Origin of the sequence: Enterocloster sp. HCN-30185 (assembly GCF_037890305.1) — a bacterium.
Lineage (GTDB): Bacteria > Bacillota > Clostridia > Lachnospirales > Lachnospiraceae > Enterocloster.
Window position 1 is genome coordinate 1 of sequence record NZ_JBBKBT010000022.1, and the last position, 24,694, is coordinate 24,694.

General features: G+C 45.7%; 21 protein-coding genes and 1 other annotated feature. Of the genes, 16 read left to right on the forward strand and 5 right to left on the reverse strand.

The window, feature by feature from the left end; genetic code table 11:
- Window positions 1–54 precede the first annotated feature (54 nt).
- On the reverse strand, window positions 55–240 hold the full coding sequence (locus WKT10_RS15110) for a hypothetical protein (protein ID WP_014080774.1): 186 nt from the start codon (window positions 238–240) through the stop codon (window positions 55–57).
- Window positions 241–596: 356 nt separating this feature from the next.
- Here WKT10_RS15110 and WKT10_RS15115 point away from each other — a divergent pair, with 356 nt between their 5' ends.
- Window positions 597–974: a TOTE conflict system archaeo-eukaryotic primase domain-containing protein gene (locus WKT10_RS15115; RefSeq protein ID WP_337434676.1), complete on the forward strand. Its 378-nt coding sequence runs from the start codon at window positions 597–599 to the stop codon at window positions 972–974.
- A 22-nt stretch (window positions 975–996) separates the two neighbouring features.
- On the opposite strand, the gene WKT10_RS15120 is transcribed toward WKT10_RS15115, so the two are convergent.
- Both WKT10_RS15120 and WKT10_RS15125 read right to left on the reverse strand, forming a co-directional pair.
- Window positions 997–2,649, reverse strand: coding sequence for a recombinase family protein (locus tag WKT10_RS15120; protein ID WP_337434675.1), 1,653 nt, complete (start codon window positions 2,647–2,649; stop codon window positions 997–999).
- A 2-nt stretch (window positions 2,650–2,651) separates the two neighbouring features.
- Complete coding sequence (locus tag WKT10_RS15125; protein ID WP_337434674.1) at window positions 2,652–3,176, reverse strand: hypothetical protein; 525 nt, start codon at window positions 3,174–3,176, stop codon at window positions 2,652–2,654.
- 87 nt (window positions 3,177–3,263) lie between these two features.
- Here WKT10_RS15125 and WKT10_RS15130 point away from each other — a divergent pair, with 87 nt between their 5' ends.
- The 7 genes from WKT10_RS15130 (at window position 3,264) to WKT10_RS15160 (ending at window position 11,369) form a co-directional block, all read left to right on the forward strand.
- On the forward strand, window positions 3,264–3,884 hold the full coding sequence (locus tag WKT10_RS15130) for a TetR/AcrR family transcriptional regulator (protein WP_176254211.1): 621 nt from the start codon (window positions 3,264–3,266) through the stop codon (window positions 3,882–3,884).
- On the forward strand, window positions 3,881–4,642 hold the full coding sequence (locus WKT10_RS15135) for an EFR1 family ferrodoxin (protein WP_337434673.1): 762 nt from the start codon (window positions 3,881–3,883) through the stop codon (window positions 4,640–4,642). The genes WKT10_RS15130 and WKT10_RS15135 overlap by 4 nt, the downstream gene beginning before the upstream one ends.
- Window positions 4,643–5,027: 385 nt before the next feature.
- Complete coding sequence (locus WKT10_RS15140; RefSeq protein ID WP_340277962.1) at window positions 5,028–5,342, forward strand: hypothetical protein; 315 nt, start codon at window positions 5,028–5,030, stop codon at window positions 5,340–5,342.
- Window positions 5,343–5,377: 35 nt separating this feature from the next.
- Window positions 5,378–6,355 carry a DUF1266 domain-containing protein gene (locus WKT10_RS15145; protein WP_340277963.1) on the forward strand — a complete coding sequence of 326 codons (978 nt, stop codon included), beginning with the start codon at window positions 5,378–5,380 and terminating at the stop codon, window positions 6,353–6,355.
- 159 nt (window positions 6,356–6,514) lie between these two features.
- Entirely contained in the window at window positions 6,515–7,333 is an 819-nt protein-coding gene (locus tag WKT10_RS15150; protein ID WP_340277964.1) for an ATP-binding protein, read from the forward strand.
- Window positions 7,334–8,052: 719 nt separating this feature from the next.
- The gene (gene uvrB, locus WKT10_RS15155; protein WP_340277965.1) at window positions 8,053–10,050 is read left to right on the forward strand and encodes an excinuclease ABC subunit UvrB; all 1,998 of its coding nucleotides are present in this window, start codon (window positions 8,053–8,055) and stop codon (window positions 10,048–10,050) included.
- Between the two features lie 137 nt (window positions 10,051–10,187).
- On the forward strand, window positions 10,188–11,369 hold the full coding sequence (locus WKT10_RS15160) for an N-acetylmuramoyl-L-alanine amidase family protein (protein WP_340277966.1): 1,182 nt from the start codon (window positions 10,188–10,190) through the stop codon (window positions 11,367–11,369).
- A 79-nt stretch (window positions 11,370–11,448) separates the two neighbouring features.
- Here the strand turns inward: WKT10_RS15160 and WKT10_RS15165 are convergent, their stop codons facing one another.
- Window positions 11,449–12,360: a DUF5688 family protein gene (locus WKT10_RS15165; protein WP_340277967.1), complete on the reverse strand. Its 912-nt coding sequence runs from the start codon at window positions 12,358–12,360 to the stop codon at window positions 11,449–11,451.
- Between the two features lie 363 nt (window positions 12,361–12,723).
- Here WKT10_RS15165 and hrcA point away from each other — a divergent pair, with 363 nt between their 5' ends.
- From hrcA to WKT10_RS15195, 6 genes are all read left to right on the forward strand, one after another.
- Entirely contained in the window at window positions 12,724–13,770 is a 1,047-nt protein-coding gene (gene hrcA / locus WKT10_RS15170; protein WP_337434666.1) for a heat-inducible transcriptional repressor HrcA, read from the forward strand.
- Between the two features lie 6 nt (window positions 13,771–13,776).
- Entirely contained in the window at window positions 13,777–14,367 is a 591-nt protein-coding gene (grpE, locus tag WKT10_RS15175) for a nucleotide exchange factor GrpE (RefSeq protein WP_337434665.1), read from the forward strand.
- 38 nt (window positions 14,368–14,405) lie between these two features.
- The gene (gene dnaK, locus WKT10_RS15180; RefSeq protein WP_337932842.1) at window positions 14,406–16,259 is read left to right on the forward strand and encodes a molecular chaperone DnaK; all 1,854 of its coding nucleotides are present in this window, start codon (window positions 14,406–14,408) and stop codon (window positions 16,257–16,259) included.
- Between the two features lie 167 nt (window positions 16,260–16,426).
- Window positions 16,427–17,587 (forward strand): molecular chaperone DnaJ, encoded by a 1,161-nt coding sequence (gene dnaJ, locus WKT10_RS15185; protein WP_066547191.1) that lies wholly within the window; start codon window positions 16,427–16,429, stop codon window positions 17,585–17,587.
- Window positions 17,588–18,094: 507 nt separating this feature from the next.
- Window positions 18,095–19,003 (forward strand): SDR family oxidoreductase, encoded by a 909-nt coding sequence (locus WKT10_RS15190; protein ID WP_337932845.1) that lies wholly within the window; start codon window positions 18,095–18,097, stop codon window positions 19,001–19,003.
- Entirely contained in the window at window positions 18,970–19,674 is a 705-nt protein-coding gene (locus WKT10_RS15195; RefSeq protein WP_337434662.1) for a hypothetical protein, read from the forward strand. The genes WKT10_RS15190 and WKT10_RS15195 overlap by 34 nt, the downstream gene beginning before the upstream one ends.
- On the opposite strand, the gene WKT10_RS15200 is transcribed toward WKT10_RS15195, so the two are convergent.
- The gene (locus WKT10_RS15200; protein WP_337434661.1) at window positions 19,671–20,576 is read right to left on the reverse strand and encodes a DNA-3-methyladenine glycosylase family protein; all 906 of its coding nucleotides are present in this window, start codon (window positions 20,574–20,576) and stop codon (window positions 19,671–19,673) included. The genes WKT10_RS15195 and WKT10_RS15200 overlap by 4 nt on opposite strands.
- A 241-nt stretch (window positions 20,577–20,817) precedes the next feature.
- Window positions 20,818–21,076: a binding site (T-box leader), on the forward strand.
- A 94-nt stretch (window positions 21,077–21,170) separates the two neighbouring features.
- On the opposite strand from WKT10_RS15200, the gene pheS reads away from it, so the two are divergent.
- Both pheS and pheT read left to right on the forward strand, forming a co-directional pair.
- Window positions 21,171–22,190 carry a phenylalanine--tRNA ligase subunit alpha gene (gene pheS / locus WKT10_RS15205; RefSeq protein ID WP_066547203.1) on the forward strand — a complete coding sequence of 340 codons (1,020 nt, stop codon included), beginning with the start codon at window positions 21,171–21,173 and terminating at the stop codon, window positions 22,188–22,190.
- A 32-nt stretch (window positions 22,191–22,222) separates the two neighbouring features.
- Window positions 22,223–24,655, forward strand: coding sequence for a phenylalanine--tRNA ligase subunit beta (gene pheT, locus WKT10_RS15210; protein ID WP_337434660.1), 2,433 nt, complete (start codon window positions 22,223–22,225; stop codon window positions 24,653–24,655).
- Window positions 24,656–24,694 lie beyond the last annotated feature (39 nt).

Below are 24,694 nucleotides of genomic sequence, written 5' to 3' on the forward strand. Positions count from 1 at the left end.
TATGTCGGTTCGTCTTTATCCAAATATGCCCGAATATTAACGGTAAAATATTTATCAGACATGTTTTTTCTTCCTTTTTGACATTAAAGCTAAGATTTCCTGTGGGTTCGTTAACTGACGTCCGGGAAGTGTCTGCTTTGGTGTGCGGTCACGGTCGGCTTCGTCAATTGCTGCGACAAAACGCTTTACGCTATTTGGATTGGATACGACAAAATTATGAGTAATACTTGAAGTAGCCATACTAACACCTCCTCTTTTTCTGGCTTTTTTGTGTATTTATAGTATATGCAATGTGTGATAAAAACACAATATCGAAAACAAAAATAGTTTCTAAATAATTTTCAAGCCGGACATTTATTAGACGCTTCCGGTAAGCGAACAATATTTTCGAGCCAATCATTTATAAGTCGCCAATGGTGGGCGGGCAATATTTTGATAACAGAAATGCTCTGTATCTAACTTAATTATACGATTGGCGAAGAAATGCGTCAATACGGAAAATAAGTATTGAAAATAGTTGGAACAAGTACTGAAATAAAGTTGGGACACAAAATGAGGGTTACATTACGAAATAATAAGAAGTGTAGGTGGAAGGTTTGAACATAGAAGCATATGATGTGGATTCATTGAGAAAGATGGTTAGGTTGCTTGAATATGAGAACAAGATATTAAAAGATAAATTGAAGAAAGCAGGCATTTCATATGAAGAGGTGAATCCTTTTGAAGAAAAAATAGAAAGTGCAGAAGAATATGACCTGGATCAAGGGAGTCGTATCGTAAATCCGCCATATATTACAAAGAAAATGGCAATACGTTTCTTTTCGATGTTTTGGGGAAGAGAAGATGTATATGCCAGACGGGGAAAGAACGGGGGTTATTTTCCACAATGTGCAAATCGTTGGAATGACCGGCTTTGTCCTAAACAACGTAAAGAGAAGGGTTTTCGGTTACAAGGAAGTATATTTTTCAATTAGGCGGTATAGCCCCGTTTAAGGGCTATGCCGTCTTTTCCTGTTTATCGGTTTTTTTCTGTTCTGTCTGCGGGTCAGTCGGCAAATGGATTTCTCCCACGAAGTTAAAGATAATATCCACTTTCTGAAAACGCTTGCCGTCTATCTTCTCCGGCGCATGGACAACGATTTTCTTTATAAACTCATTGACGATAGTGGGAGTTAATTCGGTTATTCCCACGTACTTGCGGATGATGGCGGCGAAGCTGTCAAAATCGCTTTTATTCTGTTCGTAGGTATCGACTTCCTGTTGTTCTGCCTTTACCTTTTCCGTCAGCTCTTTTTGTTCTGCTTCATACTCTGCGGACAGCTTCAAAAATCGCTCATGGCTGATTGTGCCGTTGATGTCGTCCTCATAAATCCGCTTAAAAATCCGGTCAAGTTCTGCAATCCGTTTTCTTGCCTGCCTTACTTCACACTGCTTGCGTTTCATATCCTTTTCCGCTTCATCAAACCGCTGTTTCTGTATCAGTTCCATAAAGGTGGTAATGTCCTCATAGAACATGGCAGTTACGGCAAATATCCGATTGAGAACGATTTTCCGCAGGACTTCTTCTCTGATGAAGTGTGCCGTACAATCTCCCGTATTGCTTTTATATCTTGCACAGCGGTAGTTGTCTTGTGAACCGTCAAAGCTCTTGCAGGTGGCAAAGTGCAGTTTACTTCCACAATCCGCACAGAATACCAAGCCGGAAAACATTCCCTGTCGCTCTGCCTTTGTGGGGCGGCGTTTATTTGCCCTTAATTCCTGTACCCGTTCAAAGACAGCTTCCTCAACGATTGCTTCATGGGTGTTGCGGAAAATCGCCTGCTGTTCTTTTGTGGTGGGAATACGCTTTTTCAGCTTGTGGGATTTGGAATAGCTTTTGAAGTTTACCGTATGTCCGCAGTAGTCCATACGCTCCAAAACTGCTACAATCGTACTTTCATTCCAACTGTACGGATTATCGGGAAGTGATTTTCCTTTCTGCTTTGCATAATGAGCGCGTGTTGTCAGCACTTTGTCAGCTTTCAAAATTTTCGCTATTTGCATAGGTCCTTTTCCTGCAACGCATAAATCAAAAATTCGCTTTACCACAGCGGCAGCTTCTTCATCTACAATCCATTTCTTTCTGTCGTTGGGGTCTACCTTATAGCCATAGGGCGGCTTAGTCAGATGTTCTCCTGCCATGCCCTGCGCTTTCTTGATTGCCCGTACTTTTTTACTGGTATCTTTGGCGTAAAAATCGTTAAACAGATTTCGGAAAGGAGTAAAATCATTGTCGCCCTTTGCGCTGTCCACGCCGTCATTGATTGCGATATAGCGAACATCTCTTTCAACGAAAAAGATTTCCGTATAGTAACCGACTTTCAGATAATCACGCCCCAAGCGGGACATATCCTTGACAATGACTGTCGCCACATTTCCGGCTTCAATCTCTGCAATCATGCGGTTAAAATTCGGTCTGTCAAAAGTTACACCGGAAACGCCGTCATCAATAAAGAATACAGGATTTGTAAAGCCGTTATCCGAAGCATATTTTGTTAAAACTGCTTTTTGATTGACAATGCTGTTGCTGTCCCCGTCCAATGCGTCCTCTTGACTTAAACGGGCGTATAATGCGGTTATCTGTTCGGGCTTATATGTATTTGCTGTCATGTTCATTCCTCCTGTAATGAACGCCCGACAGACAGGTTGCTATCTTCATTATAGCGGACTTCTTTTCCTTTGTCAGTAGGCGCTTTGAGATTTTCTGATTTTATGAGCCGCTTCATCTTTTCAAAAAGCGGTTCAGAGCCGCCGCAAGAGGTAGACACTTCATAGAATGTGCCGCCGATTTTATAAATCACTGTTTCATCTGCCGGATTTCCCTGTTTCTGTCTATCATCTGTTGTATCTTGTTCTTGTTTCCGTTCCATTCCTTTCCCGTCCTTTCTTTGATTTGTAATGTGATAAGTTTCGTAGCAAGCATAGAAAAAGAGTACTCTTTTCCGAAAATGCCCTGCATTTTGCTTGTTGGGAAGTATCCCAAACCCTCTGATTTTCCTCTCACTACCTACAACACCGAGCAGAGCGATTTTGCCGAAGTTTTGAGAGAAAATTTTGAAAAAGTTTTTCTTATCTCTTATTACGGAAAAGTTTCTGAAATGCCAAATAAATAACCGTTTAGGAAAAAATAATTTCAAGTATCACAACTTAAAATCCTCCTCAAACTTGACACTGTAAAGTTTAGGTTTTATAATATAGACAGTGTAAAGATTGGAGGACTTAGCATGGCACAGAAACGACAGACTTATCATCATAAAGACTTGCGAAACGCTTTAATCGAAGCAGGTATTCAGCTTGTAAGTACAGAGGGAGTAAATGCTTTTTCTTTGAGAAAGGTAGCTGCGGCGTGTGGGGTCAGCCATGCTGCCCCTTACAGCCATTTTCAAAATAAAGAAGAACTGCTTGAAGCAATGCAATTATTTATCACAGATAGATTTTCTAAACAATTAGAAAGTACCGTTCAAAAGAATAATAATGTCGCAGAAATATTGAAAGATATGGGGATAGCCTATGTATCTTTCTTTGTAGAGAACCCTGCTTATTTTCAATTTTTATATTCTCAATCCAATATAAAAATTGACTTATCGTTATCAATACCAGACGACCAAAACTATAAACCTTATATTATCTATAAAAATATTGTAAGTAAATTATTAGGGCAGACGCACTATTCGGAAGAAAAGCAAAATGATATTATCATAACCATTTGGGCTTTTATACATGGCGTTACTTCATTAGCCACCATGAATAATGTAAATTATGATAATGATTGGAGAGAGAAGGTCATTGATTTTATGGACGTTTTTCAACTTTCCTTTTTAGATAATACGGGAGAAAAAATATGATAGGGATTTATTTTAGCGGAACAGGAAATACAAAATATTGTTTAGAAAACTTTGTTGCTCTATATGATAGGAATATTGAAATAACCCCTTTAGAAGATACAGGTACAATGGAAAAAGTTACATATCATAAAGACATTATTTTTGCTTATCCAATCTATTACAGTAATTTGCCTAAAATTGTACGGGATTTTATCTGCGAAAATTCTGATATATGGAAAGGAAAACGTGTTTTCATTATTGCAACAATGGGACTGTTTAGCGGCGATGGTGCGGGCGTATCTGCAAGATTGTTCGAGAGATACGGCGCACAGGTATGGGGTGGACTTCATCTGAAAATGCCGGATTGTATTTGTGATGTAAAAGCCTTAAAGTGTACTCCGGCTCAAAATAAGCAAATTGTTATACAAGCAGAAGAACGCATAAAATCAGCGGTGTGTAATTTGAAAAATGGTACTCCAACTAAAGACGGTTTGGGATTTTTATGCCATATTGCAGGGCTTTTGGGACAGCGGCTTTGGTTTTACCATAAAACACAAGAATATTCAAACAAAATACAGATAGATACCGACGCTTGTATAAAGTGCGGGAAATGTGCATTGGTGTGTCCTATGAATAATTTGTCATTATCCAAATGTAAGATTGTAGCAAACGGACGGTGTACCTTATGTTATCGGTGCGTAAATCAATGTAGCGAGAAAGCAATTACTATTTTGGGGAAACAAGTGATTTTCCAATACTCTGTTTATGATTTCCATTGAAAGCCTTTTCCGTTCCGTTCTTTTCCATTCCGGCGGCTCTGCCGCTTTGCTTTGCCCCCAAGGAGAGGGATTAGGGAAAGGATAGGAAGGGAATGTGTAAAACGCTTAGATGATATTTTATACTTCTACCCTCAAAAATGACGTTCTATTGCGTAACAAAGTGAAGATAGAAAAACAGAGAGCCGACCACTATTGAAAGTGATTAACTCTCTGTTTGCACCCTGTTTGTCAGCGTTAGTTATAAGTTGTTGTGAATACTTCCTTATCAGCGTAAAACTAAGTGTTTTGATTATTTTTGCTGGGCGATGTCCCACGGCTAGGGTGACGAAAGTCCACATAAAAGAAAAATGATACGTCCCAGCATTAAAAAGGGGACATTTAAAAGATGAGCAAACGACGTATTCTGGTTTTTATTTTTTTAGTGCTGCTTGAGATTTTCTATTCATCTGTATATATAAGTGAACACAAACGTTCTCTGGAAACACTGGAATTCCAAAAGGATGGGAAGCCCATAGAAGATGCAGATGAGATTCCTCAGGAAGCAAAGGCGCTGATGGAAGAATACAGAGAAGCAAAACAGAGTGAGATTCTGTACATAAAGGTTTCCAGGATAATGTCAGTTTTCGTGCTGGTTTCTCTGGTTATCTGCTATATCCGCAATGATAAGACCGAAAAGCAGAAAAAAGATCGGATACTATAAAGTTGTCAATTTCATATACGAAAGAAGGAACGGTTATGAAGAAAAAAGCAACCACAGCAGCTATTATAATTGGAACGGCATTATCCGTTTCACTCCCCGTCTACGGTGCACAGTGGAAGCAGGACAGTACGGGCTGGTGGTATGAGCAGGATAATGGTTCTTATCCAGCCGGCGGTTGGGAGCTGATTTCTGGAAACTGGTATTATTTTAATGGATCAGGCTACATGCAGACCGGGTGGATTGAGTCGAATGGAGAATGGTATTACTGTGCGCCTACAGGCGAAATGCTGCATGATACCACTCAGACAATAGACGGGGTATCATATACGTTTCAGTCTAGCGGAGCATGGCTGCAGCAGGAAACAGCCCCGGCGGTATCCATTACAAAGGAGCAGGCAGAGCAATGGTTTTATGCGACGTATGCAATCATTGCAAATGAAACGGGATGGAATCAGGAGTATTTTGTAAGCACCCCGGAAAAATACGCGGGTGATGCCAGGACCAGGCTGGAAATGGCATGGGGGATAACAGACCGCGCATCTGCTGATTCTACTATTAACTGGCTTTTGACCTCAGGCCACCGCTCCGGATTTCAGGAAGAAATGGGATTGCTTTCTTATATGGGATACCTGAATGGAACGGAACAGCAGATCGAGGAGCAGTATAAGGATAATGAATTCGTTAAGGATATGCTCCTTGCGTATAAACGCGGAGGAGAAGGAGCAATCGACGGCTGGGATTACTGCAGGGCCATGCAGGTATTGAGAGAGTGTTATCTGGCAGAGTATTATACGGAGACAGAAATGCTGGATCAGATGCTCTCAGCCGCAAAAACGATCCAGGCACGTTTTGTCTCATGGGATGATATGGCGGAGAGCTATATGAGAGGATATGAGTATTGGAACAACTCGCCGGATAAGTACAGGACGAGGAAAAACCTGTATAAGAAGCTGAAACAGGAGACCTCCTTCTATGCGGTAGACTGGAATCTGCCATTGGGAAAAGCGTGGTAGGAAGTGCTTATAATAACAAAATACCGTTACCAGAGATTTGCATTATAAAATATGGTGTATCGAAATTGGTGAATTTTCACATGATACGTGGTATAAGTTGATGATTGTATCTTTGGGGACAAAATATCAAAAACTTCTTAATGAAATATTATCATAGATATGCAGCAGTCATGCTTACTGAATAATCTGTTTTATCATCACTTATTGGAAAGCGGAGTTGATGCTGACCATATCATTCGCATTGCTTTTGACTCAGCCGATGATCTTTGTCTGATTGGCGAAAGCCTGATTCAGATTGAAAAGGAAAAGCGTGGAGTTGACCCTGAAAAGTTCATGGCATATATCCGTTCCAAAGTTGCAGGTGAAGGAATGTATTATCTGCTGCTTGATGAAATTCAGATGCTGGATTGTTTTGAAGCTGTTCTGAATGGTTATCTTCGTAAAGATAATATGGATGTATTTGTGACTGGAAGTAACGCAAAACTCCTGTCCAAAGATATAGCTACCGATTACAACGGTGATAAGTACATGGGATTATCTGAATATATGCTATACGGCGGTATCCCTCTGGTTGTCCTTCGTGAGGGAGCAAACGATAAGGCAGCTGCATTACAGAATCTGTTCAATGAGATTTATCTTCGAGATATTACCAAACGTAACCGAGTGAAGAACATTGGAGAACTGGAAGATCTGCTGAATATTCTTTCTTCTGCCATTGGTTCGCTGACCAATCCGGAAAAACTGAAGAATACGTTCAAGACGATAAAGAAATCCAGAATCACTTCCGCTACCATTAAGAAATATCTGGATTATTTTGAGGATTCTTTTCTGATTGAATCAGCACAAAGATATGATATTAAAGGAAAGGCATATATCGAAACTCCAAAGAAATCGGAACGAACCCGTGGCAGAACCAGAACCCGGAGTGGGAGACTACGGAGCGGAACTTCATTTATGATGACAACGGGCAGCTTATAAAGTGCACGGAGAGCAGGGGGCAGTTTGACAAGGCCACCTATACTTATGAGTATGACGAGGCCGGGAACCGCACCTTCGCAAAGAAAGAGAAGCTTTACAGCTATCTGGAGTCCTGGCAGATCCGAAATCAATGGCGTAAAATATTCGGATATTGATTATATTAACCGTATCTTAAAATTGGAATGACAGTTAGGAAGAGACGTTTATGCTGACAACAGAGAGATCATAGCGGATGGAGTACCGGAAATAGAGGAGTATATGAACATGGTGTTTCCAGATATGGAAGAAAATGAGCTCTTTAAAAACGAACTGCTGGAGATTGTGGTGGATGTAACAGGATTCCTTCCGGAGACTGCGTAAAAGCAAAAGAACAGATGTTCACTGCTTCTGTACTTTTGAAAGAACTTGTGATATAGTAGACGCAAAGAGTCTACTGTCAATGGCAGTCGCCAAATGCCTGCAAGCAGTCACTTGACTCGTTGCTTTGTGATATACGAAAGTGCAATGTCTGAGTCCTTTTTATATGGTTTGTTCCTGTTTCGTCCATATAGAATTACATGGGTACGGCAGGTTGCAAAAAAAGCAGATTGTGAACAAAATTCGTCGTGGGCCTATTTTGCCGCAATCTGAGAAAGCGCCACGACGAAAATGAAAAGTTCCTTGACGAATTTTTGCCTTATAGGCGTCCTTTTTTACTTTGAAATCTGGAGGTGGATTTTATGCAAAATGAACAAAAAATCTTCAAATTACATTCCGAATACGCCCCCACCGGCGACCAGCCCCAGGCCATTGAGGCGTTGGTCAAAGGGTTCCAGGAAGGCAATCAATTCCAGACTTTACTAGGGGTTACGGGTTCCGGAAAGACCTTTACCATGGCTAATGTGATTGCCCAGTTAAATAAGCCGACTTTGGTAATAGCGCACAATAAGACCTTAGCAGCACAGCTCTATGGTGAGTTCAAAGAGTATTTTCCGGGTAACGCAGTGGAATACTTTGTATCCTATTATGACTACTACCAGCCCGAGGCCTACGTTCCCTCCACGGACACCTACATTGAAAAGGACTCCGCCATCAACGATGAGATCGACAAGCTGCGCCATTCGGCTACAGCAGCTCTTTCCGAGCGCAGCGATGTGATCATCGTGGCATCTGTATCCTGTATTTACGGTCTGGGAAGTCCCATTGATTATCAGGAGATGGTTATTTCACTGAGACCGGGGATGGAAAAGGACCGGGATGATGTGATCCGCAAGCTGATCGAAATCCAGTATGACCGCAATGACATGGACTTTAAGCGGGGAAGCTTTCGGGTCAAGGGTGATGTTCTGGACATTTATCCGGCCTACTCAGACGGTCAGGCCTTCCGGGTGGAATTTTTTGGGGATGAGGTAGACCGGATCATGGAAATTGATACCGTGACTGGAGAGGTGAAGGCCCAGCTGGGGCATGTGGCGATTTTTCCGGCATCTCATTATGTGGTTCCCAAGGAAAAGATGATGGAGGCCACGGAACATATTTTAGAGGAATTAAAGGAGCGTGTATCATTTTTTAAGAGTGAGGATAAGCTGTTAGAGGCTCAGAGGATTTCCGAACGCACGAATTTTGATGTGGAAATGATGCGGGAGACAGGCTTTTGTTCTGGTATTGAAAATTATTCCAGACATTTGACGGGAACAGCACCGGGAGAGCCTCCCTGTACCCTGATTGATTATTTCCCCAAAGACTTTCTCATTATTGTAGATGAGTCCCACATCACTCTGCCTCAGGTACGGGGCATGTATGCGGGAGACCGTTCCAGAAAAATGACGCTGGTGGACTATGGGTTCCGCCTTCCTTCTGCCCTGGACAACCGTCCTTTAAATTTTTCGGAATTTGAAAGCAAGATTGATCAGATGCTGTTTGTATCAGCTACGCCCTCTGTCTATGAACAGGAGCATGAGCTGATGCGGGTGGAGCAGATCATCCGTCCGACCGGGCTTCTGGATCCGGAAATATTTGTCCGTCCTGTGGAGGGGCAGATTGACGATCTGATTTCAGAGGTGAACAAGGAGGTGGCAGGCCATCATAAGGTTCTGATCACTACTTTGACAAAGCGGATGGCAGAGGATCTTACCGATTATATGCGGGAAGTGGGAATTCGGGTGAAATATCTCCATTCCGATATTGATACCTTAGAGCGTGCGCAGATCATCCGGGATATGCGCCTGGATGTGTTTGACGTGCTTGTAGGGATTAATCTTTTAAGAGAGGGCCTTGATATACCGGAGATTACGCTGGTGGCGATTCTGGATGCGGACAAGGAAGGTTTTCTCCGTTCAGAAACCTCACTTATTCAGACAATTGGCCGTGCGGCACGGAATTCTGAGGGTCATGTGATCATGTATGCCGATACCATCACAGATTCCATGCGGGTGGCGATTGAGGAGACGAAACGCCGCCGTCAGATCCAGCAGAGATATAATGAGGAGCATGGCATTACGCCTACAACCATTAAAAAGGCAGTAAGAGACCTGATCACCATTTCAAAGGCCGTGGAAAATGACAGTTTCGCAGATACGAAGGATCCGGAATCTATGGATGAGAAGGAACTTAAAAAGCTTTCAAAGGAACTGGAAAAGAAGATGCGTCAGGCAGCAGCCGAGTTAAACTTTGAGGAGGCGGCTCGGCTCAGAGACCGTATGGTGGAAGTGAAAAAGCTGCTTTTGGATATGGAATAGTCTGGGAACCGGTTTGGGCTGTAAGGAATTGTAAACTCTTTGTAAGAATTATGAAATTGCATAAATCCAAACTTTCCTTTATAATAAAATCATACAAAAGAAACAAAACGAATCTTAAATATAAGGAGGAGAGGTATATGTATACAAAGAAAATATTTTCCCTGGCAATGGCAGCGTTTTTGTCAGCTATGGCTGTATTTCCGGTCTATGCGGGCACGGAGAAGATCGATACAGTGCGTTTGGAATTTTCTTATGATAAGGAGCCGGAGAGCGGAGATGATATTGGTGATATCAGCGTAAGGGCCAGAGACGATTCATATGATGTGGATTCCGTAGAGTACACGAATCTGGAGGATAAGGATGTCTGGACGGTAGGAGATGTTCCCGAGGTAAAGGTAGAACTTTCTGCTTCTGAGGGATACCGTTTTTCCTATACCAGCAAGAGCCACTTTAAGATAAGCGGCTGTGACGCTGAGTTTAAAAAGGCAAAAATTTATGATGACGGCGATTATATGGAAGTGACGGTAGAGCTGGACCGTATCGGAGGCAAGCTGGAGGCTGCTGATAATCTGGACTGGAATGACAGCACGGCTGAGTGGGACGAGGTAGAGGGTTCCAAGAGCTATGATGTAAAGCTGTTAAGAGATGACAAAACGGTTACAACTGTCAATACATCTAATACGTATTTTGACTTTTCCGGATATTTTAATAAAGAAGGAGATTATACCTTCCGTGTGAGAGCTATTGCAAGCTATAATGACAAGGCAGGCGAGTGGTCTGAGGATTCTTCTTCCCTGTATGTAGATGAGGATGAGGCAGGTTCTTACGGTGGAAGCGGACGCTGGGTACAGGAAGGCGGACGCTGGTGGTATTCTTACTCTACAGGCGGTTATCCGGCAGATGGCTGGAAACAGATCGATGGAGTGTGGTATCTCTTTGACCGTTCCGGATATATGCTTACTGGCTGGCAGAAGGTAGACCGTCAGTGGTATTATCTTGGTTCCAATGGTGCTCTTACAACCGGCTGGCAGAATGTAAACGGACAGTGGTATTATCTCAATGGAAGCGGTGAGATGCAGACGGGCTGGCAGTATGTAAGCGGCAGATGGTATTATTTAAACAGCAGCGGCGTAATGCAGACAGGATGGCTGGAGCAGAACGGACAGTGGTATTATCTGGATGGAAGCGGCGCTATGACAACCGGATGGCAGTCTGTGAATGGCAGATGGTACTATATGGGCGGAAGCGGAGTGATGTTTAGAAATACCTGGACACCGGATGGAAGATATGTAGACGGATCGGGAGCCTGGGTTCAGTAAGGGTTGTATAAAGGATAGGTAAAAAGAGGAGCTGCTGTAACGGATGAAAGGGTTCGTACAGCAGCTCCTTTTGTATGCTTTAATTGAGGGGAAGCATGCAGGAAGATACGATCTCAATCGAATCAGATCTCCGGCTGTAGCGATAGATCTGATTGGAGAGGCGGTCCTGAGGCAGAACCTCGGAGGCATTGATCGGGGCTACCATTTGGCTGAGTTCGTCATAAGAAATGTCTTCTTCATCGGGAAGAAGCAGAACTTCATGGATACTGGAGGGAAGGATCAGTACGTCGCGTTCAATCCCTTCTGAGAAATGTTTAAGAACATCAGGATAGAGCATACAGATTGCTCCGTTGATTCCGCAGGTATTGGAAAGAACATAGAAAGGGGTCATGGCCTGTCTGTTCAGGTCGGGGACGGCGTCTGTCAGATCCTCTAAAATACAGTCCATACTGGTAATGGACGGAGGAAAGAGCCGGGAAACATTGGAGATGGCAGCCTGAAAGAGTTCATCCTGGGAAATACCCCAGGTATTCAGATGAGAGGTATGGATTCCGGCAGTCATTATACCGGTATCATTTTCCTGAAGAAACAGGTAGAATACGATGGAAAGATCGTTCCATGGAATATGAGGCATATCCTGCAAAAGTGTTTCATTGGCAGCCGTGTTAATAAGGCGGCAGGCGGTCCGGGATTTCATGGCGCTGTAATCGGAAAGCCGGGCCGGATGAATGGTGGGCAAAACCTCATTGGAGCGGTACAGTTCCAAAAGCTCCTGAGTGATTTCCTCCAAAGAGCAGCCTTTCAGATACTGATGGTAGCAGTTATTGAGATAAATAGCAGGAGCTACCGGATTTTTGTTTTTGGAAATGCACAGACCATCCAGAATCAGGCCGTTGTTTTTGGTGATCCTGTGCAGACTCAGTTCATACTCCTTTCCCAGGGCCTGTTCCATGCCCGTTTTGATTTTGTTGAGAAATACGTCGTATACCAAATGTATACCCCCTTAGTACATTATATTTATGTAAACTGCAAAAGGCAGCTTCATAGCAGGTAAGAAAAATATTGTCCGGATATCATTCCTGAACAGGATCTGAAACGTATATAAAAGAATGTTTAGAAGGTTACAAAACAGACAGAAATTCTGATTTGTGAAATAAAAATGAATCTACGTCCAGAATAAAGGCAGAGAGGACTTTTGTCAAGAGAAAACTGTATATACAGGAAATAAGATCATGAAAAAAATGAAAAATCCCTTGACAAAACAGAGAGAAAGGAATATATTATGAAATGTAGATGTTAGCACTCCAGAGCATTGAGTGCTAATAATCCCAAGAGAGGAAGGTGACAGGAAACGATGGATACACAGCTGGATAACCGGAAGATCACCATATTAAAGGCGATCATCAAAACCTACCTGGAGACAGGCGAACCGGTTGGTTCCAGAACCATTTCCAAGTATTCAGAATTAAAACTGAGTTCTGCCACCATCCGTAACGAGATGTCAGATCTGGAAGAGATGGGATATATCATTCAGCCCCACACTTCCGCAGGGCGTATTCCTTCCGATAAGGGATACAGGTTCTATGTAGACCAGATCATGCAGGAAAAGGACAATGAAGTTACAGAATTTAAGGATATGATGGTTCAGAAGGTTGATAAGCTGGAACTGGTCCTTAAAAAGATGGCTCAGGTTCTGGCGGCCAATACCAATTATGCGGCCATGATCAGCGGCCCCAGCTACCACAAGACAAAGCTGAAATTTATCCAGCTGTCCAGAGTAGAGGCACATAAGCTTCTGGTAGTGGTTGTGGTAGAAGGCAATATCGTTAAAAATACCATGATCGATATTGCGGAAGAGCTGGGGGAACAGGAACTCTTGAATCTGAACATCCTGTTAAACAGCAGCTTAAACGGGCTGACGATTGAAGAAATCAATCTGGATATCATCAGTCGTCTGAAGGAGGATGCAGGCATTCACAGCCAGGTGGTGGAGCTGGTCTTAAACGAGGTTGCGGAAGCGATCAAGGCCGGCGGAGAAGATCTTCAGATTTATACCAGCGGGGCTACGAATATTTTTCGGTATCCGGAGCTTTCAGAAGGCGATAAGGCCAGCAAGCTGATCGGGACACTGGAGCACAAGGAAATGCTTCAGGAGTTTGTTTCCGAGGTCAATACGGAAAACGGCGGTGACGCCGGGATCCAGGTCTATATCGGTGATGAAACGCCGGTTCAGTCCATGAAGGACTGCAGCGTGGTTACAGCCAATTACGATCTGGGCGGAGGACTTCGGGGAACAGTCGGAATTATCGGACCGAAGCGTATGGATTATGAAAAGGTCCTTGGAACGCTGCGGAATCTGATGAGCCAGCTGGATGCAGCATTTAAAAAGGATGAAAGGTGATAAGCAGTGAGTGAAGATAATAAGAAGGAAGAAGTAACAGATATTCCGGAGACAGAGGAAGCGGCAGACGCTGTCAAAGAGGAAACTGCGGAAGCAGAGACTCAGACAGAAGAAGCTGCGGATAACGCGTCAAAGGGAGGTTTCTTTAAGAAAAAGAAGGATCCGAGAGATGAAAAGATCGAGGAGCTGACCGACCGGGTAAAACGCCAGATGGCTGAATTTGAAAATTTCAGAAAGAGAACGGAAAAGGAGAAATCTTCCATGTATGAGATGGGCGCCAGAGATATCATTGAGCGCATCCTTCCCGTGATCGACAATTTTGAGAGAGGCCTGGCAGTAATCCCTGAGGATAAAAAGGAAGATCCCATTGCAGAGGGCATGGAAAAAATCTACAAGCAGATCCAGAAGGTCTTTGAGGAAGCCGGAGTAAAGCCCATTGAGGCAGCCGGAAAGGAATTTGATCCCAATTTCCACAATGCAGTGATGCATGTGGAGGATGAGAGCCTGGGAGAAAATATCGTTGCGGAGGAGCTCCAGAAGGGATATATGTACCGGGACAGCGTTGTAAGACACAGTATGGTTAAAGTTGCAAACTAAAATATTTTATAGATTGATCAAATCAGGAGGAAATAACTATGGGCAAGATTATTGGTATCGACTTAGGTACAACGAATAGCTGCGTTGCCGTTATGGAAGGTGGAAAGCCAACCGTTATCGCAAATGCAGAGGGCGTAAGAACCACACCATCTATCGTGGCATTTACAAAAACAGGTGAAAGACTGGTAGGCGAGCCAGCAAAGCGTCAGGCAGTTACAAACGCAGACCGCACCATTTCTTCCATCAAGCGCCATATGGGCACAGACTACAAGGTGGACATTGACGGAAAGAAGTACACACCACAGGAGATTTCCGCCATGATCCTTCAGAAGCTGAAGGCAGATGCAGAGAGCTACTTAGGCGAGACAGTAACAGAGGCTGTTATAACTGTTCCCGCATACTTTAATGACGCACAGCGTCAGGCAACCAAGGACGCAGGAAAGATTGCAGGTCTGGAAGTAAAGCGTATCATCAACGAGCCTACAGCGGCAGCGCTGGCTTACGGCCTTGACAATGAAAATGAGCAGAAGATCATGGTATACGACTTAGGCGGCGGTACCTTTGATGTTTCTATTATCGAGATCGGTGACGGCGTAATCGAGGTTCTTTCCACCAATGGCGATACCCATCTTGGCGGCGATGACTTTGACAATGCAGTTACAAACTGGATGATCGCTGAGTTTAAGAAGGCAGAGGGCGTAGATCTTTCCGCTGATAAGATGGCTCTTCAGAGATTAAAGGAAGCAGCTGAGAAGGCAAAGAAGGAGCTGTCTACCGCTACTACTACCAATATCAACCTTCCGTTCATCACTGCAACTGCAGAGGGACCAAAGCATCTGGATATGAACTTAACCAGAGCAAAATTTGACGAGCTGACTCATGACCTGATCGAGCGCACCGCAATTCCGGTACAAAATGCATTAAAGGATGCAGGCATCACTGCTTCTGAGCTTGGAAAGGTGCTGTTAGTAGGCGGTTCTACCCGTATGATCTCTGCACAGGAAAAGGTAAAGCAGATCACAGGCAAAGAGCCCAGCAAGTCTTTAAATCCGGATGAGTGCGTAGCCATCGGTGCTGCAATCCAGGGCGGAAAACTGGCAGGCGATGCAGGCGCCGGAGATATCCTTCTTCTGGATGTTACCCCACTGTCCCTGTCCATTGAGACCATGGGCGGAGTAGCTACCAGACTGATTGAGAGAAATACAACCATTCCTACAAAGAAGAGCCAGATTTTCTCTACTGCTGCTGACAATCAGACTGCTGTTGATATCCATGTGGTACAGGGTGAGCGTCAGTTTGCAAGAGATAACAAAACTCTTGGACAGTTCCGTCTGGATGGAATTCCGCCAGCAAGAAGAGGTATCCCTCAGATTGAGGTAACCTTCGATATCGACGCTAACGGTATTGTAAATGTATCTGCAAAGGATCTGGGAACCGGAAAAGAGCAGCACATCACCATTACCTCCGGCTCCAATATGTCTGACGCTGATATCGACAAGGCTGTAAAGGAAGCTGCTGAGTATGAGGCTCAGGATAAGAAGCGCAAGGAAGCCATTGACGCCAGAAATGACGCCGACTCCATGGTATTCCAGACTGAAAAGGCCTTAGAAGAGGTTGGAGACAAGATTGATGCCAATGATAAGGCAGAGGTAGAGGCAGACTTAAATGCACTGAAGGAAGCAATCAACCGTGCTCCGGTAGATCAGATGACCGATGCTCAGGTAGAGGATATCAAGTCCGGCAAGGAGAAGCTGATGAACAGCGCTCAGAAGCTCTTTGCAAAGGTATATGAGCAGGCACAGCAGGCAGGAGCAGGCCCTGACATGGGCGGCGCAGCAGGCGGCTCCAGACCGGATGATGATGTAGTAGACGCAGACTTTAAGGAAGTGTAAGGAGAAAGGATTCCCGCCTGCAGCAGGGCGGGAATCCATTATATAAAACCGTAAGGCCAGAGGTCCGGTCCATTGGGCGAGATGCCCCCTGGCCGGACCTAAAGGTCTGTCCGGGGATATTTTATTTAAGAGAAAATGTTCTGATAGATATGTAAGAGGTAAACAACATGGCAGAGAGTAAGAGAGATTACTATGAGGTTCTGGGCGTTTCCAAAGACGCGGATGACGATGCCCTGAAAAAGGCATACAGAAAGCTCGCCAAAAAATATCATCCGGATGCCAATCCCGGAGACAAGGAGGCAGAGGCCAAATTTAAAGAGGCATCTGAGGCTTACAGCGTGCTCAGCGATCCTCAGAAGCGCCAGCAGTATGACCAGTTCGGCCATGCCGCCTTTGAGCAGGGAGGCGGAGGCGCAGGAGGGTTTGGCGGCTTCGGCGGTTTTGACTTTGGCGGTCAGGATATGGGAGATATTTTTGGAGATATTTTTGGAGATATCTTTGGCGGCGGCCGTTCCTCCAGAGGAAGAAGCGGTCCTTCAAGGGGCGCAAATGTAAGAACCGCAGTGAGGATCACCTTTGAAGAGGCTGTGTTCGGCTGTGAGAAGGAAATTGAGATTAATTTTAAGGAGACCTGTTCTTCCTGTAACGGAACAGGCGCAAAGGCGGGTACGTCGCCCCAGACCTGTACAAAATGTAATGGAAAGGGTAAGATCATGTATACCCAGCAGTCCTTCTTTGGACAGGTACAGAATGTACAGACCTGTCCGGAGTGTGGCGGCACAGGCAAGGTGATCAAGGAAAAGTGTCCGGATTGCTATGGTACGGGGTATAAGACAGTCCGCAAGAAGTTTAAGGTGTCCATTCCTGCCGGTATTGACAATGGTCAGTGCGTTCGTATGGCCGGAGGCGGAGAGCCCGGTATCAACGGCGGTGAGAGAGGCGACTTGCTAGTGGAGGCAGTTGTTTCCCAGCATCCGATCTTTAAGCGTCAGGATACAAGCATTTATTCTACCGTGCCGATTTCCTTTGCAAGAGCGGCTTTAGGTGGTACGATCCGGATTAAGACAGTGGACGGAGAAGTGGAGTATGAGGTTCGTCCTGGTACGCAGACTGATACGAAGGTGCGGCTGAAGGGGAAGGGTGTGCCTTCCTTAAGAAACCGGAATGTGAGAGGGGATCACTATGTGACTTTAGTGGTTCAGGTTCCTGAGAGAATGACCCAGGCTCAGAAGGAGGCCCTGAAGCGGTTTGATGAAGCTATGAATGGGGTGGCTTCGGAGGAAGGGAAGCCTAAGAAGAAGGGGTTTAAAGAATTTTTTGAAAAATGAAGATGAGATGCGCTGAGTGCAGGCGCGTTTCGTGCTTTGACTGATGTGAGCGGGAGACCGCCCTGGAATTGCTCTTGTTGGATGGTTTTGTGTGAGGATGACGAGAGACGTTTTGGGGGCGGTTTTCTTTTTTTGTGGGGAGGATGTTGTTGGAGGGGGGGATGCGGAAGGGGAAAAGCTTTATCTTTGGGAGCGAGGGGATGCGGGAGCTGGTTTTTTAGGGATCGGGCGGGGATCTTCTTGACCCGCTTGCGGGTCAAGAAGCATCGGATGTTCATCCGATGTGAAATCGTGCAGGAACAGCTCCTTACAAGCAAGCTTGACGGGGCTGTTTCTGCACGATTTCGCGCCGTCCTGAATTTTTGAGAAAAATTAAGAAAATCGCAAAGATTCTGGGGGGGAGTATGGGTATAATGGTAGATATATTTTTACCTGGGACTGCCGGATGACGTGGGATTTCCGGGGACTGGGTAAGGCTTATGAGGAAGAAAGGCTATTGGTTATAGAATGAAAAAACGGATTTTGATCACGGGTTCAGGAGGATTTCTGGGGTCGAGACTTGCGGAATATTTTGAGGGGAAGGATGGGTATGAGACGGTAGCGGTTACCCATGAGGAGCTGGATATTACAGATATGGTGGCGGTGTCTGCATTTTTTAAGGCGATTCGTCCTCAGGCAGTGCTGCACTGTGCAGGCTTGTCTAATACGGGACAGTGTGAGGCGGATCCCCTGGCTTCGGGACGGATCAATGTTCAGGGAACAGAAAATATAGCAAGAGCCTGCAGGGAGAGCGGCTGCAGGCTGATCTTTATGAGTTCGGATCAGGTTTATGCGGGAACAGATACTCTGGAGCCGAATCGTGAGACAGACCGGGTGAAGCCGGTGAATGTGTATGGAAGGGATAAAAAACGGGCAGAGGAGGCAGCGCTTGCTTTGGCAGAAGGGGCGGTCTGTCTGCGTTTGACCTGGATGTATGATTATCCGGTTCCGAAAAGGACGCCGGGAACCGGGCTGTTAGGACAGATGTTTGCAGCCGCCGGGGAAGGAAAGGTGATTGTAAGCCCGACCCATGATTACAGAGGCATCACCTATGTGTGGGATGTGATCCGGGCTATGGAGCAGGTGATGGAACTGCCGGGAGGAATCTATAATTTCGGGAGCAGGAATCAGAGAAGCACCTGGGAAACCGCCGGGATTTTTGCTCAGGCAGTATCTGTAAAAACAGGAGTGCTGCCAAAGGTGGAAGCGGACAGGGATCGTTTTCGTTCGCTCCCCAGAAATCTGACGATCGATACAGGTAAAATAGAAGCCTTGGGGATTTTCCTTGGGGATACGGCAGAGGGATTATCCCGATGCATGAAGGATAACGGAGTTTGCTGGAAGTGGAAGAAAGAGCAGCTGTCTGCCCGGGGATAAAGGCCGGACAGAAGAATTGCCATAACAAAAAGGAGGTTCTGTCGAACGTGGGACAGAAGGATATAAAAAAAGATCAGGCACCAAAACGGCCGCAGAAGGTATCGGGACAAGCTCTTAAAATCTGCGGAATGACATTGATATGTCTGGGAGTTATGTTTGCCGTGGCCTGGGTGAACCGGAACCGCCAGGAGAACCGTCTGGCGGAAGAATATACGATTTCAGCGGAAAATCCCCGCCATATCCGCTTTGAAGAGATGCCTGAGGGAGAGGCCGAAATGACAGCAGGTCTGTTTTTCCGCTATCACGCCATGGCTCAGTATGAGGAATGCAGCAGCCTTCTTTCAAAGGATCAGGCAGAGTTTATGAATTTTCCCCAACAGGAGGAGGATTTTAGAAGCGGCTCCTACATAAAAGATTATTTGATCCACAGCTTTGAAACGCTTCCGGAGGAGGAATATGCGGGAAGCAAAGAGTATTATGACGGCAGAGCAGCCCTTTTGGGATATGAGGAATACCGTGTAGTCCGTGTGGTCTTTCATCAGACCTGGACAGACCAGGCCATTAAAAACAGACAATTAAGCGGAGATGGAGAATATATCCGGGAAATGGCTGTGGGAAAGGGAAGGGACGGATGGAAAATATTTGAGGCCGGAAACCCTCAGGAGCTTTAAGTCTGGTTTTTTCCTATTACATTTCTCTCATAGTTGAAAATATACTGTTGCATTACCCCTGCATAGCCCGGATAGCATCCGAAGGAATCTTCGATGATTCGGTCAAACAGCTGGGATTTGGGGATGCGGCGGTATTTTTTTTCGTCAAAATAATGTTCCATGAGGATTTTCTGGATCCAGGTATCGACAGGAAATGCATCAATATGATGGAGACCGAAGAGGCAGACGCAGTTCGCTACCTTTTTACCGATTCCATAAAAGCTGGTGAGATAATCTATGGCCTCTTTATAGTTCTGGGAGGACAGAAGATCCAGGTTCAGGCTTCCTTCCAGTGCGTCCTGACAGAGCCGGTGGATATATTTTGCCCGGTATCCCAGCTTCAGTGCCAGCAGGTCATCCAATGAGGCGCGGCTTAACTGTTCCGGCGTAGGAAAGGCAAAGGGGGAGGGACCGGCTTCAGAAAGCTTTGAGGATGCGAGCAATGTGCGTTCAATGTGCGTTCCATAATTACGGCACAGAGCTTCAACTAAGGAGCGGATGGCCGGGATGGTCTTTTGCTGGGAGATAACAAAGGTGATGATCATTTCCCATGGATCCTGACGGAGAATACGAATGCCTGCACCTGCTTTGGCGGCAGATAAAAGATAAGTATCATCCGGATCTATGGAATCAATCATGGCCTGGTAGTCTGTGGACACATCAAAATAGGACAGCCAGTATTCCAAAGAACCTTCTTCGCATTCAAAGGTGAATTGGGAATCGTTTTGCCTGATGGATAAAAGCTTCCCCTGGCTGATCACGGACCACAGTCCGGGCTCTTTTCCTGGCATCAGCCGGAAACACTGACCGGAGAGAGCGGTCTGCTCTAAGTCAAAGCAGGGGATGGTACAGGTATATTTCATGGAAATCATCCTTTCTTTTGTGAAAATGATGGTTCTATGATAGCTGGAAAGGAGAGAAAGGTCAAATGAAAAATGAGTTTCTGTACTCTGCACCGGCCTCTGGAGTTTGGTGTGCTGGACTCCGGTTTCCGGTCATAGGAGAACCTAACTCCAGCGACTGGTGCAAAATGTGAAAACGCAGGAAAAAATGGGGGTTGACTTTTCTAGATGAAACGGCTAAAATTTACAGTAGATTTTATATCTAAAAGCGATGAGAGTGTACAGTAGGTACTTATGTTCTCACAGAGAGGGAAGGTCGTCGGCTGGAAGCGTTCCCGAGTTCACATAAGCGCTGAATTTCCCACCGGAGCTGCATGGGTGAAAGGGCGTCTGCTCGCAGCCTGTGACGTAGGCGTGCGTTAAGCGTGTTTAAGTGTCTGCAAAGGATAGAAAGCCTTGGCTTAGTATCTGTATTGCAGGAATCAGGGTGGTACCGCGGAATGATTTGATCCGTCCCTTCAGGAATCTGAAGGGGCGTTTTTTTTGTTATGGCAGCAAACATTTCCGCGAAAAGAACCGTACACTTATTTAAAAGAGAACAGAAAAGGAGAACCCATGAAAGAGCAGTTAGAGAAGATCAAAGAAGAGGCGCTGCAGCAGATTTCTTCCGCTGAGAGCCTTGATACGCTGAATGACATCCGTGTCGCTTATCTTGGAAAGAAGGGAGAGCTGACCAGCCTTTTAAAGAGCATGAAGGATGTGGCTCCGGAAGACCGTCCAAAGGTGGGACAGCTGGTAAATGAAGCCAGAGCTGTGATCGAGGGCCGCTTAGAGGAAGCAAAGGCTGCCCTGGCAAAGAAGGCCAGAGAAGAGCAATTAAAGAGAGAGGTTATTGACGTTACCCTTCCTGCAAAGAAGAACAGCGTAGGCCACAGCCATCCAAATACCATTGCATTAGAGGCAGTGGAGCGGATTTTCGTGGGCATGGGCTACGAGGTAGTAGAAGGCCCTGAGGTGGAGTATGATGAGTACAACTTTACCAAATTAAATATCCCGCCAAACCATCCGGCTAAGGATGAGCAGGATACCTTCTATATCAGCAAGGACATTGTGCTCCGTACCCAGACCTCCCCGGTACAGGCCAGAACCATGGAAACAGGTAAGCTTCCTATCCGTATGATTTCTCCGGGCCGCGTATTCCGTTCCGATGAGGTGGATGCAACCCATTCTCCATCCTTCCATCAGGTCGAGGGACTGGTTATTGATAAAAATATTACATTCTCCGATTTAAAGGGAACTCTGGCAGAGTTTGCACGAGAGATGTTCGGCGAGGATACAAAGGTTAAATTCCGTCCCCACCATTTCCCATTTACCGAACCCAGCGCCGAGATGGACGTAAGCTGCTTTAAGTGCGGCGGAAAAGGCTGCCGTTTCTGCAAGGGCTCCGGCTGGATTGAGATTTTAGGCTGCGGTATGGTACATCCCCATGTATTTGAGATGTGCGGCATTGATCCCCAGGAATATACAGGCTTTGCTTTCGGCGTAGGCCTGGAGCGAATTGCCCTGTTAAAATATGAGATCGACGATATGCGCCTTCTCTATGAAAATGATATCCGCTTCTTAAAGCAGTTTTAATTGTTCCATCATAAATAAAAAGGAGAACCGACATGAATACAGCATTATCATGGATTAAAGCATATGTTCCTGACCTGGATGTGGCTGCCCAGGAGTATACAGATGCGATGACATTGACAGGCACCAAGGTTGAAGGATTTACCTGTTTAGATAAAAATCTGGAAAAGATCGTAGTAGGAGAAGTTCTTTCCGTAGAACGTCATCCGGACGCTGACAAGCTGGTCGTGTGCCAGGTCAACGTAGGGGAAGCAGAGCCCGTACAGATCGTAACCGGAGCGCCAAATATTACAAAGGATTCCATCGGTGCAAAGGTACCGGTGGTACTGGACGGCGGACGAGTAGCAGGAGGCCATGACGGCGGCCCCCTTCCGGAGGAAGGCATTAAAATTAAAAAGGGCAAATTAAGAGGCGTGGAGTCCTTTGGAATGATGTGCTCCATCGAAGAGCTGGGCGCTGACCGGAATATGTATCCGGATGCCCCTGAAAGCGGCATCTACCTGCTCCCCGAGGACAGTGTTCCCGGCGACGATGCAGTGCGGATCCTGGGTCTGAGAGACGTGGTGTTTGAATACGAGATTACCTCCAACCGTGTAGACTGCTACAGCGTAGTGGGAATCGCAAGAGAGGCAGCCGCTACCTTCCGCAAGCCCTTCTTCCCGCCGGTGGTTACAGCTACGGGCAACAATGAGGACATTCACGATTACTTAAAGGTGAGTGTGGAAAATACAGACCTGTGTAAGCGCTACTGTGCCAGAATGGTAAAGAATATCAAGCTGGCTCCTTCACCGGAGTGGATGCAGCGCCGTCTGGCTGCCAGCGGAATCCGTCCCATCAACAATATCGTGGATATCACCAACTATGTGATGGAAGAGTACGGACAGCCCATGCACGCCTTTGACTATGACCAGCTGGCAGGTCATGAGATCGTGGTAAAATGTGCTTCTGAGGGGGATGTATTCCAGACTCTGGACGGACAGGACAGAACACTGGATTCTACCATTTTGATGATCAATGACGGTGAAAAGCAGGTGGGAATCGCCGGTATCATGGGAGGCGAAAACTCCAAGATCACAGACAATGTGTCCTCTATGGTATTTGAGTGCGCCTGCTTTGACGGCACCAATATCCGTCTTTCCGCAAAGAAGCTGGGCCTGCGCACCGATGCGTCCGGCAAGTATGAAAAGGGACTGGATCCCAACACTGCAGAAGAGGCTGTAAATCGTGCCTGCCAGCTGATCGAAGAGCTGGGAGCTGGAGAGGTTGTAGGCGGAATGATTGATGTTTATCCTGTAAAGAGAGGGGAGACAAGGATCAAATTTGAGCCTGAAAAGATCAATAAGCTTCTCGGCACCGATATTTCAAAGGAAGATATGCTGGCATATTTTGAGAAAATCGACCTGGGCTATGATGAGGCTTCCGGTGAGGTAGTCGCTCCAAGCTGGCGTCAGGATCTTCTTCGTATGGCAGATCTGGCAGAGGAAGTGGCAAGATTCTATGGCTATGACAAGATTCCGACCACACTTCCATCCGGTGAAGCAACCACAGGAAAGCTTTCCTATAAGTTGATGATCGAGGATATGGCAAGAGAGACAGCAGAATTCTGCGGCTTCTCCCAGGGTATGACATATTCCTTTGAAAGTCCAAAGGTATTTGACAAGCTTTTAATTCCTGAGGACAGTGAGTTAAGAAAGGCCATTACCATTTCCAATCCTCTGGGCGAGGATTTCAGCATCATGCGTACCCTGCCTTTAAACGGTATGCTGGTATCATTATCCACCAACTACAACCGCCGCAACAAAGAGGTGCGTTTGTATGAGCTGGCAAATGTATACCGTCCCAAGGCACTTCCTTTAACCGAGCTTCCCGATGAGCGGATGCAGTTTACTCTGGGTATGTATGGAAGCGGAGATTTCTTTGATATGAAGGGCGTGGTAGAGGAATTCTTCGACAAGGTGGGAATGGATAAGAAGGTTCATTACGATCCAAAGGGCGACCATCCTTACCTGCATCCGGGCAGAAAGGCAGATATCGTTTATGAGGGCCGCACCGTGGGCTTCTTGGGTGAGATCCATCCGGAGGTGGCTGAAAACTATAAGATCGGCGACAGAGCCTATGTAGCAGTTATTGATATGCCCGCAATGACAGAGTTTACCACCTTTGACCGGAAGTACACCGGAATTGCCAAATTCCCGGCTGTTACCAGAGATATCAGTATGGTTGTTCCAAAGGCAGTTTTGGTAGGGCAGATCGAGGATGTGATCAGCCAGAGAGGCGGAAAGATCTTAGAGAGCTGCAAGCTGTTCGATATTTATGAGGGAGCACAGGTACTGGAAGGCCATAAGTCCGTGGCATACTCCATTACTTTCAGAGCTAAGGATCACACTCTGGAAGAGAAGGAAGTCACAGCGGTGATGAATAAGATCTTAAATGGCCTTAAGGATCTTGGAATTGAGCTGAGGGCGTAAAGCAAATAGAAGATTTTTTAAGAGGGCAGAGCTGTTTTG